This window comes from Hymenobacter sp. APR13 (genome assembly GCF_000737515.1).
In the GTDB taxonomy this organism is placed as follows: domain Bacteria; phylum Bacteroidota; class Bacteroidia; order Cytophagales; family Hymenobacteraceae; genus Hymenobacter.
Genome location: NZ_CP006587.1, coordinates 899,145 through 912,415 on the forward strand (window position 1 = coordinate 899,145; position 13,271 = coordinate 912,415).

At 54.1% G+C, this 13,271-nt stretch carries 12 protein-coding genes; 2 read left to right on the forward strand and 10 right to left on the reverse strand.

Annotated features, from left to right (window positions below; all coding sequences use genetic code 11):
- Window positions 1-18: 18 nt before the first annotated feature.
- Together N008_RS03790 and N008_RS03795 are read right to left on the reverse strand one after the other, a co-directional pair.
- Complete coding sequence (locus N008_RS03790) at window positions 19-1,131, reverse strand: acyltransferase family protein (protein ID WP_081910596.1); 1,113 nt, start codon at window positions 1,129-1,131, stop codon at window positions 19-21.
- A 121-nt stretch (window positions 1,132-1,252) separates the two neighbouring features.
- On the reverse strand, window positions 1,253-2,167 hold the full coding sequence (locus N008_RS03795; protein WP_044013858.1) for a M20/M25/M40 family metallo-hydrolase: 915 nt from the start codon (window positions 2,165-2,167) through the stop codon (window positions 1,253-1,255).
- A 110-nt stretch (window positions 2,168-2,277) separates the two neighbouring features.
- Between N008_RS03795 and N008_RS03800 the strand changes: the two genes are divergently transcribed.
- Both N008_RS03800 and N008_RS03805 read left to right on the forward strand, forming a co-directional pair.
- A complete protein-coding gene (locus N008_RS03800; RefSeq protein WP_044018282.1) occupies window positions 2,278-3,519 on the forward strand; it encodes a tetratricopeptide repeat protein in 1,242 nt (413 codons plus the stop codon).
- A gap of 10 nt (window positions 3,520-3,529) precedes the next feature.
- Window positions 3,530-4,867 carry a hypothetical protein gene (locus N008_RS03805; protein WP_052381164.1) on the forward strand — a complete coding sequence of 446 codons (1,338 nt, stop codon included), beginning with the start codon at window positions 3,530-3,532 and terminating at the stop codon, window positions 4,865-4,867.
- A gap of 23 nt (window positions 4,868-4,890) precedes the next feature.
- On the opposite strand, the gene N008_RS03810 is transcribed toward N008_RS03805, so the two are convergent.
- The 8 genes from N008_RS03810 to N008_RS03850 all read right to left on the reverse strand — a co-directional run bounded on the left by N008_RS03810 (window position 4,891) and on the right by N008_RS03850 (window position 13,270).
- Entirely contained in the window at window positions 4,891-5,958 is a 1,068-nt protein-coding gene (locus N008_RS03810; RefSeq protein ID WP_044013860.1) for a glycosyltransferase family 4 protein, read from the reverse strand.
- Window positions 5,959-5,984: 26 nt separating this feature from the next.
- On the reverse strand, window positions 5,985-7,115 hold the full coding sequence (gene rffA, locus N008_RS03815) for a dTDP-4-amino-4,6-dideoxygalactose transaminase (RefSeq protein WP_044013862.1): 1,131 nt from the start codon (window positions 7,113-7,115) through the stop codon (window positions 5,985-5,987).
- A 63-nt stretch (window positions 7,116-7,178) separates the two neighbouring features.
- Window positions 7,179-7,817 (reverse strand): NeuD/PglB/VioB family sugar acetyltransferase, encoded by a 639-nt coding sequence (locus N008_RS22240; protein WP_071884479.1) that lies wholly within the window; start codon window positions 7,815-7,817, stop codon window positions 7,179-7,181.
- A gap of 9 nt (window positions 7,818-7,826) precedes the next feature.
- Window positions 7,827-8,759: a glycosyltransferase family 2 protein gene (locus N008_RS03830; protein WP_044013865.1), complete on the reverse strand. Its 933-nt coding sequence runs from the start codon at window positions 8,757-8,759 to the stop codon at window positions 7,827-7,829.
- On the reverse strand, window positions 8,756-9,460 hold the full coding sequence (locus N008_RS03835) for a WbqC family protein (protein ID WP_044013867.1): 705 nt from the start codon (window positions 9,458-9,460) through the stop codon (window positions 8,756-8,758). The genes N008_RS03830 and N008_RS03835 overlap by 4 nt, the downstream gene beginning before the upstream one ends.
- 20 nt (window positions 9,461-9,480) lie before the next feature.
- Window positions 9,481-10,686 (reverse strand): glycosyltransferase, encoded by a 1,206-nt coding sequence (locus N008_RS03840; protein ID WP_044013869.1) that lies wholly within the window; start codon window positions 10,684-10,686, stop codon window positions 9,481-9,483.
- Window positions 10,687-11,152: 466 nt separating this feature from the next.
- Window positions 11,153-11,971 (reverse strand): glycosyltransferase family 2 protein, encoded by an 819-nt coding sequence (locus N008_RS03845; RefSeq protein WP_044013871.1) that lies wholly within the window; start codon window positions 11,969-11,971, stop codon window positions 11,153-11,155.
- A 78-nt stretch (window positions 11,972-12,049) separates the two neighbouring features.
- A complete protein-coding gene (locus N008_RS03850; RefSeq protein WP_044013874.1) occupies window positions 12,050-13,270 on the reverse strand; it encodes a hypothetical protein in 1,221 nt (406 codons plus the stop codon).
- Window position 13,271: the final 1 nt, after the last annotated feature.

Here is a 13,271-nt window from a genome sequence, read left to right on the forward strand (position 1 = left end):
GCTACGTAGTTGCGAGATTTACACTTTCCGGAAGTACCTGACAGATGCCCGCTCAGTTACCAAGTATAGCATGTATGACACAAAGGTTACTAAGGGAAGAGCCAGCCAGTAGTATCGGGCGTAAAACACAGTTTCTCCGGTTAAATACACTAGACCACCGTAGCACAGCAGCAGCAATGGGAAGTGGTAGAGGTAAAGCGAAAAGCTGAATACCCCCAATTTGTGTAAGCCTCGAATCAACAAATTATGTGAGGAGACTTTGCCCGCTAGTAGCGTAGTCATGCTCAGCACGGCCAGTAGCGTGGCCACCAAGCCGGAAATGGGCTTGATTTTCAGGACGGCTAGCAGCAATAAGGCCCCAAATAGACCACCCATCAATAGCACCAGCCACCAAGCGGGAACCCGACGGGCCCAGCTAAGCCAAGGCGTGCGGACTACTACATCGTAGAACATGGCACCCACTGCGAAGTAGAAGTTGAATGTTAGCAAGTAATCAATAAATGGGTTCAGCAGACCGTGCTGGGTCCAAAGCAGGCCTGCCGCGTATATGACTACAGACAAACCGTAGTACACCCATGTCCACCAGAAAGCCAGTGGTACGGCCAAGTAGAAAATGGCTTCTGGTAGCAAAGACCAATAAACATTGTTGTAGCCGATATAAACTTCCTGAAGTGGAAGAAAAACCAACGTCCGCATTAATCCCAACAGATCTAGGCTTTGCAACTCTTTCCAGGCTTCAGCCAGGGTGATGTTCAGTTCTCTCCCATTCTCAACAGAAATAGCTGCAGGCACTCCACACGCTACACACCACAAGCCTACTATTGCTAGTAGCGAGGCAAACAAAAACGGCGGATAGATCCGTACGATACGGTTGATGTAAAATGCCATCGGTTTCCGGTGCTTGCGTAGTTGCGCATACCGAATGAAAAAGCCTGATAGGACAAAAAAGAATATAACCATTTCATAGCCGGCCGAACTGAGCATGTCGGCCCCGAAAGCCACGTAATCTAACGCCCCCCAAGTTGTCCGTGGATGCACCAGCAAGTACTGACGTCCGCCCGACCACAGAATGAATTTGGCATGGAAAATCACTACGTAAAATGCACAAAAGCCCCGTGATGCGTGCAGAATATCTAGCTCCTGGTAAGCTAAGGTGCTGTAAAGGGGCCTTCTCGGCTACCGTTTGGGCAGGAAGATTCACGCTTTGTTCTAAACTGTTGATGTGCTGCAAAGGTCTGAGTTTATTTGACAACTACAGCTGCCGCATCAACTCCTGATATAAGGCCAGCATGCTGGCAATGTCGCGCTTGTCCACAATTTCGTCGGGGGAGTGCACATTATCTTCAGGGGCGCCGATGAAGCACCAGTCCCATGGCTGGGCACCGTGCTGCAATTCCTTGGCATCGGAGCCGCCGCTACCTTCCACTTCCAGCTGGTGCGGAATACCGGCCGCCTCCGCAATGCGCCGGATGCGCTCCACGTAGCTGCGGCGCGGAATCAGGGAGTCGCGCAGAGAGATGGCCACGCCCTGGCCGGCATGCACGCCTTCCGTCACCCAGGTGATGTCGGAAATCAGGGCCTGCCGCACCCCATAGGTTTCGTAGATGTGCTTGGCCAAGTAGGCCACCGACCCGCCGCCGTGCTCTTCCCAGCAGCTGAACACGATGATGCCATCCTGCAGGGTTTCGCATAGCCGCAGCGCATTCCAGACCCCAAGGCGGTTGTCGAGGTAGCAGCTTTGCACGGTGGTGTCCGTTTCGCGGAAGTCGCAGTAATACGTGAGTTCGGTGCCCCGGTCGATGTCGCGGGTGAACTCATACGTGGGTTGGCCCGTTTCTTCATCACTTCCCAACGTGCAGTCAATTTCCCCTTGCGAATCCCGCCCTACCAGCCGAATGCCTTCGTCCAGCACCGGCCCGCCAATCCGAACCAGTTGGCGGCCATAGCGCACGGTAAAACCGATGCTGTCCAGGTGAGCAAAAACGGCTGTACGGGGCTGGCCAAAAACCAGAATAATACAATCCTGCCATTGCTCGCCGGCCAGCACGGTGGGCTGCGTCTGCCAGCCGGGGCTGGCCGTCTGGATGTAGTTCAGCAAAAACTGCGTGAGGGCTGCCTCATTTCCGGCGGGGGCCGGAATCTGACAGAGGGTCCGTAAAAGCTCCATGATTGACCTGTTATTTGTCCAAAACTAGGATAAAAGCCATACTTTAGTGTTTCCGATGGGCGGTGCGCTTCGGGCCCTGCGCCCGGCCGCACCCGCAAGCCGCCGATTCTATGATTCTTCGCCTCCGATTTGTCCTGTTGCTTCTGCTGCTGCCGCTGCTGGCCAGCGCCCAACAGCCGGACACCATGCGTACGCCCATCCGCAGCATCCAGACGGAGAATGTGGACGTGCTGCCGAATGCCGTTGACACCAAAGGCTGGCTGCTGCTCGACAAGGACATCCAGACCGAACTGGAAGGCGCCGTACAGAACCTCTATAACTGCAAGTACGACCGGGCCGAAAAGCAATTCCGCTCCCTGCGGCGGCGCTACCCGCAGCACCCCATGCCCTACTTCCTGCTGGGGCTGAGCCAGTGGTGGAAAATCGTCCCGACCAACATCAAGACCAAGCAGTACGACAAGCTGTTCTTCGCCTACATGGATTCGTCCATCACCAAGGCCGAGGCGCTGTACGATGCCGACAAAAAGAACTACGAAGCCTGCTTTTTCCTGGCCGCCGCCTATGGCTTTGATGGCCGCCTCAACGCCGAGCGCAGCAACTGGCCCCGGGCCACGGTAAGCGCCAAGCGCGCCCTGAAATACTTGGAAATCAGCAAGGAAGCCAACGGTCTGAGCCCGGAGTTTCTGTTCGGGCAGGCGCTGTTCAACTACTACTCCGTCTGGATTCCGGACAACTACCCGCTGCTCAAGCCCGTGCTGCTGCTGTTTCCGAAAGGCAGCAAGCAGCTGGGCCTGCAGCAGCTGCGCAGCGTGGCCGACAACGGCTTCTACGTGGGACCTGAGGCGAAAGTCTTCCTGATGCGCATCCTCAACAATGAGGAAAACAATCCCACCGCGGCCATGCCCATTGCCCGCGACCTGGCCTCCACCTACCCCGATAACGGCTACTTCCAGCGCTTCTACGCGTTGCTGGCCTTCAACATGGGTGAGTTTCGGGAGAGTGAGCGGGTGAGCCTGGAGATTCTCAGCAAACTCAACCAGGGCCTGCCCGGCTACGAAGGCATTAGCGGCCGCTACGCCACCTACTTTCTGGGCTGGCTGATGCAGAACCGCTATAAGGATTTCGCCAAAGCCAAAGACTACTACCAGCGCTGCATTGTATTTGCCGAAAGCACCGATGAGGCCAACGGCGGATTTTACCTGCACGCCAACTACAATCTGGCCCGCATTGCCGAGAAGGAAAAAGACTTTGGAACCGCCCGGCGCTACTACACCGTTGTGCAGGACATAGCCGACAAAAAGTCCGACCAGTACCGGGAATCGAAGGCGTTTCTTAAGAAGTACAAGAAGTAACCCTGCGCGTATGGAACTGCAAGACCTGTTCTTAACGCCTTTTTATCTAGGGCTTTTTTATGCGCTGGCATTTGCGGTGCGTCCTCGTGTTACCAACTTGTACACGCGCAAGTATTTTATACCTGCTTTCACCTTAAAGATGGTTGGGGCCATTGCCTTAGGACTAATCTACCAGTTTTATTATGAGGGCGGCGACACATTCAATTATTATTATCATGTATCTATTATCTACAAAGCATTCGGCGATTCGTTCCCGGCCGGTATAAAGCTGCTCACTTCTACCAATAAACTTGATCCAGAAATTTCTCGTTATGCAGCAGCGATGTTTTGGTTTGGTGCCAATACTGAGTATTACGTCGTTCGGATCGCAGCTGTGATAAGCCTACTTTGCTTCAATACGTATTCAGTTATTGCACTGTTTTTTGCTGCGATTAGCTTCACAGGCATGTGGGCTATGTATATTACGTTTGCCAAAATATATCCTGCCGCTTACAAGCAGCTTGCCATAGCTGTTTTCTTCCTGCCCTCTGTCTTTTTCTGGGGCTCGGGCTTTATGAAAGACTCATTATGTATAGGAGCTCTCGGCTGGGTATTTTACGGATTTTATAATACTTTAATTGCAAAAAAAAGAGTTATATTTTCTGCCATTATAGGAATCATGTGTGCCTATCTGCTCACCATGATTAAAGTGTATATCCTGATGTCATTCATGGCACCAGCTATTTTTTGGGTATTCAATGAGAACAGCCAACGTATTAAAAACGCTACGCTTCGTATGCTGGTTAAACCACTCTTCATCGTAATAGGAGCGGGTATTGGGCTGGTGGGTGCAACACAGCTTACAGAGGGGGATGAAAGATTTGATGTGGATAATATTGGGGAACGAACGCGGATAACGCAGCAAGCACTTTTCAATCGCACCAAGGAAGATGGCTCAGGCTACGACATCGGCAATATCGATGGTAGCTTGGGCAGTATTGTGAATGTGGCGCCACAAGCTGTATTTGTCTCTATTTTTCGTCCCTTCATCTGGGAAGCGCGCAATCCAGTAATGCTTCTTTCTGCGCTGGAAGCCTTCTGGTTTACATTTCTGACTCTCCGAATATTCTATCGAACGGGTATTTTTAGAACATTTCGGCTTATCGGCTCACTACCTATCCTGTCATTCTGCTTCCTATTCACCATTATTCTGGCAATCGGGGTAGGTACTAATAGCGGCAATTTTGGCACACTAGTACGTTATAAAATTCCGCTTATGCCATTCTATTTAGGTGCGCTATACATTCTGCAGGCTGAAGCACTTAAGTTGACTCCATCTCGGCGGCGTAGTGTAACTGTTGCCGCTTAGCGTGAGCCGCACTCTAACGCGCTCTACGAAAATAGGTTCAGAAAAGTCTGCTCGTTAGCCAGCACTGAATAGCGCTCCACGATAGTAGCGCGGGCCTGTTCTCCCAGACTGATCCGTAGCTCCGGATCCTGCATAAGCGTTTCCAATGCCTGACGCCAGTCGGCGGCGGTGGTGCAGACGTAGCCGTTCACGCCGGATTTCACTACCTCGGTGTTCATGCCTACCGGCGACACCAGAGCCGGAATGCCCAGCGCCATATATTGCAGCGCTTTGAAGGCGCACTTACCTTTCGCCCATGGATCATCTTCCAGCGGCATCAAACCAATATGCAGGCCAGCCAGATCTTCAATCTCGGTATCCTTGCGCCAGGGCTGGAAGTTGAGCGAGCGAAGCGGCAGTTCAGGCGGCTGATTGGAAATCACCCGAAACTCGAAATCGTACTGCTGCTCCAGCTCGGCCAGCACCGGCACCACCTGCTCCAGGTATTTGAGCGTAGAGTGCGTGCCTGTCCAGCCGATTACCAAACGGCCGGGCGCCTTCTGGTCGCGCACGCGGTTATGCAGGTTGACTGTATCGATTGTAGTAGGGTTGATGACGGCGTTGGGGTTGAACTGCCGAGCGTAGTCGCGCAGATAGGCGTTGCCGCAGCTGATTTTATAGGCCCAGCGGCAGATGCTGCCCACTTTATGGTGCCACTTCACCCCGGCTACTATCTTGTTGGCCTCCGACGTGTTCGGAATCCAGATAGCGTCGTCGAAGTCGTAGATTATCTTCTTGCCCAGCACCTTCGCAATTAGCCACTCAAACACCGGCGGACCAATGGGCGAGGCTTCGCGGTGAATGAAGACGTAGTCGTAGGTCGGCACCGAAAACAGCAAAAGAAACCGCCGCAGGAAGCCCGCCAGAATGCCGGTAACTTTGGCCAGCGCGTGGCCCGGCTTGTAAAGGATGGCCCAGGTATCTTCTGAAATGAAAGAGGCCAGCCGGTAAGAATGTCCTGCCTGAGTGAGCAGGGGTAGATATTGTTCGAACCGAAAACGCTGCGATGGGGCCCGGCCCGGCGGGTAGGGCACGATGAAGAGAATACGCATAGGGGGAAGCTCTGAGGACTCTGGCGCTACCGGCAGCGGTAGAAAGCCAGCACTTCCCGCACAATGCGCTGCTGCTCGACTTCGGCCAGTTCCACGTACAAAGGTAGCCGAACCAGACAATCTGCGTACCGGTCGGCGCGGGGCAGCGGCCGGCCGTTGTGGCGCGTAGCGTAATAGGGGCTGCGGTGCAGCGGCTGATAGTGGAAAATGGCCGCTATGTCGCGGGCTTTCAGATACGCCAGCAGGCTGGTCCGTTCGGCCAGCGAGCGGCATACGAAGTAATACAGGTGGCCGTTGTTGCTGGCGTAGGCGGGCTGGGCCGGCAGTTCCACCCCCAACTCAGCCAGCGGCTGCAAGGCGGCGTGGTAGCGCCGCCAGATGGCGCACCGTCGTGCCTGAATGAAATCTAGGGCTTCCAGCTGCGCCCACAGGTAGGCCGCGTTAATTTCGGCCGGCAGAAACGAGGAACCCACGTCCACCCAGCTATACTTGTCGGTTTCGCCTCGAAAGAAAGCTGCCCGGTTAGTGCCTTTTTCCCGCAAAATTTCTGCCCGGCTTACTAGCTGCGGGTCGTTGACGGCCAGAAGGCCACCTTCACCCCCGGCCGTGATGTTCTTGGTTTCATGGAAGGAAAATGCTCCCAGCGTACCCAATGAGCCCAGCGGCCGGCCCTGGTAGGTGCTGCTGATGGCTTGCGCCGCATCTTCCACCACGGCTAAGCCGTTGTGCGTTGCTACGGCCAGCACAGCGCCCATGTCGCAGGCCGTGCCGGCGTAGTGCACCGGCACAATAGCGCGGGTCCGCGGCGTCACCAGCGCTGCCAGGGCTGTGGCATCTAGCGCCGGCGCGTCGGGCGCACAGTCCACGAACACGAGCCGGGCCCCGCGCAGCACGAAGGCGTTGGCCGTGGACGGGAACGTGAAGCTGGGCAGCAGCACTTCGTCGCCGGGCCGGATATCGAGCAGCAGCGCGGCCAGCTCCAGCGCATCGGTACAGGAAGTGGTGAGCAGGGCGCGGGCCGAGCCAAGCTGCTGTGCAAACCAGGCTTCGCAGCGCCGCGTGAAGAGTCCGTCGCCGGAAATTTTACCGGAGCGTACTGCTTCCTCGATGTAGCGGGTTTCAGTGCCGACGAAGTACGATTTGTTGAACGGAAGCATAGCAGGCCAGGGCGCGGAGCCACAAAGCTAGCAGGATGCCGCTTGCCGGCTGCCTCCTGCTGGCTAACGCAACCGCCGGGCCGGCACGCCTACATAAGTACCCGGTTCCGGCAGGTTGCGCGTCACGACGCTGCCGCCACCCGTGCGCACATCAGCCCCCAGCGCCAGCGAGTCGATAACAGTGGTTCCAATTCCCAAAAAGCACCTCTCCCCCACTGCCACCTGCCCGGCCAGGCGCACGCCAGGCGCCAGCAGCGAGTGCGCGCCGATGAATGTATCATGGGCGACTAAGCAGCCAGTGTAGAGCAGCACGTTGGCCGCCAGTGTCACGTTCAGGTCGAGCACGCAGCCCGGCGAGATAAACACGCCTGGCCCCAGCTGCACACTTGCATCAACGAAGGCACTAGGGTGGATAAACTGCCCAAACGGGATGCCATCCGCCCGAAGCTCATCAAATACCTGCTGCCGCCGGGCCATGTGCCGGTAGCCGATACCGAGCAGCAACTCATCGAAGCGGCCAGCCGCAAATTCCGTTGCCACTGCCGCCAGCGGGCCCAGCACGCGCCCTTCGGCGGTGGTAGCGCTTGGGCAGGTATCATCAAAAAAGCCGGCCACCCTCCTGCCTTGCTGCCGCAGATGCTGTGCCATCTGCTGGCCCAGCGCGCCGGCGCCTAGTATAGCAATGCGGGAGGCAGAAGGCATAGGAGTAGGCTAATCCAGGGTTTCGGCTTCCACATAGTTGGGGCGGCGCGTGGTTTTCAGGTTGATCTGGTGGATGTATTCCCCCAGAATTCCCATACCCAGCAGCAACAAGCCCACGCCAAAGCCAATAGCAATGATCAGCGAGGCGAACCCCGGCAGCAAATCATTGTAGAGCAGCTTGCGCAGCAGGATATAGCCCGAATAGAGCGTAGTCAGCAGGAAAACCAGCACCGAGGCGTAAGTAAGCAGCCGCACCGGCGCATCAGAGAATGTAACGAAGATGTTGAGTGAGTGGCGCAGAAGCTTGCGGATCGTGTAGGCACTTTGGCCCACCGCCCGCGGGCTGTGTGACACCGGCACGCTGCCCACGTGCGCAGTTACCCAGGTCAGGTAGCCATCCAGAAAGGTATAGGAGTTGCGCATTTCCAAGCAATGCCCGCCCACACTGGCCTTCAGCAGCCGGAAAGGCGAGTAGTCAGGGTGCAAGTCGGGAATGCCGGCGCGCAACAGCCGCCGCAACAGCCCTGACGAGAGGTTGCGCCACCCGGCGTGCCGGATAGCTTCGTAACAGCCATATACCACATCGTAGTCCGCCTCCTGCTGCCGCCGGATGAGGAGCGCAATGTCGGCTGGATCGTGCTGCAAGTCTTCATCGAGCGTGATGAAGAACCGGCCCCGCGCGTGCCGGAAGCCGCAGAGCAGCGCGTTGTGCTGCCCGAAGTTGCGGGCCAGCCGCACGGCCCGCACCACTTCCGCGCCCCATTCTTGTCGCAGATCCCGGATTACGCGCCACGAGTCGTCAGGCCCGCAGTCGTGCACGAAGATCAGTTCGAAAGAGTAGCCATGCGCTTCAAAAAAATGGCGGAGCTGCTTCGCCAGCTTACGCAAAGTAGCTTGCCCCTGATACACGGGCACTACCACCGAGTAGTCGGGCACTGTCATGCAGACCGGCTTTCAGGGAACGACAACATGTACCGGCGGGCAGCGGGCCCGACATTCAGTAACAGATCCAGCACGCTCACCCGGTGTTCAAACGGGCCGTGCAGCTGCGAGTATTCGGGGTATCTTTCGTAGCTCATCCAAGTCAGGGCAATGCCCGCTCGGGCAAACTGCTCGACATCAAGATACGCACCCGCCGCCGGACCCGACACGTACTCGGTGCCACCTACTGCCTGCACCAGCTGCACCAGCCGCGCTGTCTGGTCACCGTCTACGGTAAAATCGGCTGACGAGTGCAGCCGAGTTTGAACACCTAGCCACCCCGCAACTGCCCTGATGAAGCGCTGATTGATAAAGCTCAGGTTTACTTCATCAGGAGCATATAGCTTCTCAATCTCCGGCCGGTACTGCTCGAAGTATGGAGCACGAGCATAGGCCTGAGCTAACGTGCGCCAGTGCCGGGTATGCCAATTGGAATCAGACACCTTTGTTTCGCTGATTTTCTGTGCCAGCCGCTCCTGCCGCACCGGAATAGTCAGCCATTGCACGCCCTGCGCCGTTTTAACGCGGTTGCGGTTACGCCAATCGTTTTTGGTATACTGCACCTCATCATATAAGATGAAGTCATCAACGCTGTTCAGCAGGTCAAAGTAGCCCTTCCAGGGAATGTAGTTGGACTGCAGGATGGCGACCTTTTTCGACATTGTGGGCAATATACGCCGTGCTATGCCTTGGGCAGAAGCTGCGCATAGGCCTCGCGGGCCCGCTCTACGCTACGGTGCCGTTCAGCCAGCCCCCGGATTGTGATGCGGTGGTCAGGATTCTGAAGCAAAACCTGAAGCTGCCGGAAAGCAGCAGGCACGGTTTCAGGGCGGCTTAAGTTGAAAATAGCGCCGCCGCCCTCCTGCTGAATAATGTCGCTGTCGTCGCCGACGCCCTCTGTCAGCAATACTGGTAACCCCGCGGCCCAATACTCTCCTACCTTGATGGGAGAGCAGAACCGCCGACACTCAGCCGGCTTTATGGTAGCAAATGCAAAGCTGGCGGCCGCTAGGTATCCGGGTACATCGGCGTGGGGCGCTTTGGTCACGAACACATTGTCTGGCGCGAAACCAACCGCTGCGAGTTTTGCACGCACAGTGGCTTCCGAATTGGGGGTGAGGACAATTAGCCGGAAGGCAGGACCAAACTCATAGGCGGCCGTCCGGAACAGTTCATACGCTTCTTGATCATAGTAGATATCCCCAAACTTGCCTACATACACTCCTACAACAGCATCGGCCGGAAATCCCAACCGAACGCGTATTTGCGCCCCTAAGACGGTATTATTGCGAAAAGCAGTGAGATCAACGGAGCAAGGCACCGTGACGATCCGGTCGGCGGCTACGCCCTCCTTAATTAACTGCTGGCGGTAATTCTCGGCTACCGGCAGCAGACCGCTAGCTAGTTGCTTCTGCTTCTGCTCCCAGTATCGCTGAAATAAAAAACGCGGGTCGTAGCGCTTCCACACGCCTGACTCCAGCATATAGTCAGCGTGCGGCTCAAACGATTCCACATAAAATGGCAATTGGGTTTGCTTCCAGACCAGATATGCCAAGGCGCCTGCTGGCGCGCCACGCGCTAAGATGAAGTCGGCACGGAACTGCGCTACCTGCTTCACCAACTCGGCCGGAAAGCGCGTGAAGTCTTCTATCTTATTGAGAATGACGTTGCGCCCTGGCCGCGAGCGCAACGGCTCGAAACTAATTTTGTCGGCATTAAAGCCTAGTGCAAGAATCAACTCCGCTTGCGCGTCAACCCCTCGTTCGATGGTAACCAAACGCACGGCGGACACATCAGAACGCTCTTGCAAGATGCGCAAGTGCGGGAGTATCGTACTTACTGTCAGCGTGTCATGCAGGCCCCAGTAACCAAGAAAAAGAATACGCATTCATCTGGCCAATCAACAAAGCGACTGGCGTTATTTAGAAGACTAGTAGATTTCTTGTTCCTTCTCTTCCGGAGCACAATAATACAACATACAAGTGAAATCCCCATTTGTGGCCTGAGAAACCAGAGACGATCAACCCATTAACATACTGAATACAAGATAAATATCACGGGGCCAATTACAATGCGACCCAATTAATGTACATATAATTCTTTGCAAAAGTTGTGCGAGCCAGAGAGGTGGCGGGAATAGTAATGCATTGTGAACTACGCTCGGCCAATAGCTTTACAATTTACACATACTGAATCCCTCTTCTGTGGCCATAGCTAATCTTGCACAGTTTAGCGATACTGAACTTGATATCAACAGGTATCACTCAATGCATTATTTAGATAATTAAAGAAGCATCATATACCAAAATCTATTTATTGTTTATTAATAATCACAAAATAAATAACGCTTATCACTATGGAATTATTTTCATAAACCGCATCACGCGTTGTATGATGTACTTGTAATATGGGGGCAAATAATTGTTCGTTTCAGCGCTTAGCTTCCAATTGTGGTTCCCTGTATCATAAATGGCTTCGCTCCTTTTAAACAACAGATTCTTCCAGTCGCTGTTATCAGCAAATTCCCAGTTAACAAACCCTTCATCCCTAGCTTTTTTTCTAACTCTAATGCGGTTAATCATTTGCGGAATAGACCGATACTGAAAATGCATCACCTTGATCCTATCCGGGCTCGTAATACCCATATATTTCGGCATATCACGTCCGACCTGCCATTTCAATCTGTCACGATGACGAATAAACCTCACTTCAGAGTAAGTATTGGGAAGATAATAACGAATATTATTGAAATTAACCGGAGTTAATTGTGTAAAATCATACTCTATAATATCCTCATGTGTTAACACATACTCTATGGATTCTTTAGCAACTACTTGATATTTTTTATCAATATTAACTAACGTATCTGCAGGATTGCATGGGTAAATTTCATCACTGTCCAACCGAAAGCACCACCAGTCACCTTCTTCTCCTAGGTGATGAAAAGCTTCATACACCTCTCCCCGCATGCCTTCGTAAAAAGGTTTACTGTCCTGCTTCCAGGCAACAATTGAAGGTATCTCTTTTGCCAGATTTTGCACCAGCTCCCAAGTACCATCTGTACTACCATTGTCGTAAACAAAGATTTTCTCTGCCCAAACAGCGGCGCTGCGTAAACAGTGTTCTATAATGTCCACTTCGTTTTTTACGAGACTGATAGCATATATTTTCATGAGAAGACGCGGAAATGAAAAGCAGAAACAACCTCCATATTATCGGAAGCAAACACATGGCTTAGCTTTTTGAGCAGCCTATCTGATTTTAGCTAAAAGTAGGTCATAGGCAGCATGTGCTAGCCTTGTAGAACGGTAACGTTGGGCCAGCTTTTCGCATGTGGAACGATAATTTTGAGTATTCAGGATTGTCCGCAGTTGCTGCAAAGCCTCATCTACGCTATCAGGACGTGTTAGGTCAAAAACGGCCCCTCCACCTTCGCGCTTAACAATGGCCGAATCGTCTCCTACCCCATCAGGCATCAAAATAGGCAGGCCGTTGGCCCAATACTCTCCATGCTTAATTGGTGAGACAAACGGTGTAGGGCGATGCAAGCCGAAAGCAAAGTCAGCTGCCGAAAGGTAATGTGGAACTTCTGTGAAAGGAACTTTGGCTACATAGGTCTGGCTGGGCAGTAATCCGGCCGCTACTAATTGATCCTGCACGGCTGCCGCTGGCAAAGGCGTGAGTAGAAGCAGGCGGAAAGAAAGGCCGAAAAAATCAGCCGCCTGACGGAATAAAGCGAAGGCTTCATCGTTGTAGTAGATACCGCCAAACTTGCCTGCGTAAACACCAACCACTGCATCTTCAGGCCAGCCTAAGTGCTGTCGCACAGCCCGTCGATGCGCGGCATGATAGGCAAAAGCTGTCAAGTCCACTGAACAGGGCACTGTAATAATTCGCTCGGCTGGCACTCCCTCGCTAATAAGCTGCTGCCGGTAATTATCAGCTACCGGAAGTAGGAAGCGAGCGTACTTTTTTTGCTGCTTTTCCCAATACTGCTCCAGTAAGTAGCGGGGATCGAAGCGCGACCACACGCCAGCCTCACGCATGTATTGCCCATGAGGCTCAAACGATTCAACGCTGAAAGGCAACCCCGTACGCCGCCAGACCAGATAAGCCAGCGACCCTGCGGGGGCTCCACGGGCAAGCAGAAAAGTACAGCCTTGTTCTTTTGCCAAAGCCGCAAGTTCGGCCGGGAAGCGGGTGAAATCTTCCGTCTTGGTAAGCAGCACGGATCCGCGCCGACGCGATACCAACGGCCGAAAAACTATTTTGGGAGATGCAAAGGGCAGGTGCAGTTGGTAATCAGTAGTGGATTGACCGTCGCGCTCAATTGTTACCACACAAATATGCGCCACGTCTTCGCAAGCCTGTAGCAGGCGCAGATGTGGCAGCACAGTAGCCGTTGTCAAAGGGTCATCTGCGGACCAATAACTCAGAAATAATAGGCGTAATGAACCAGGGGAAGTAGGCATA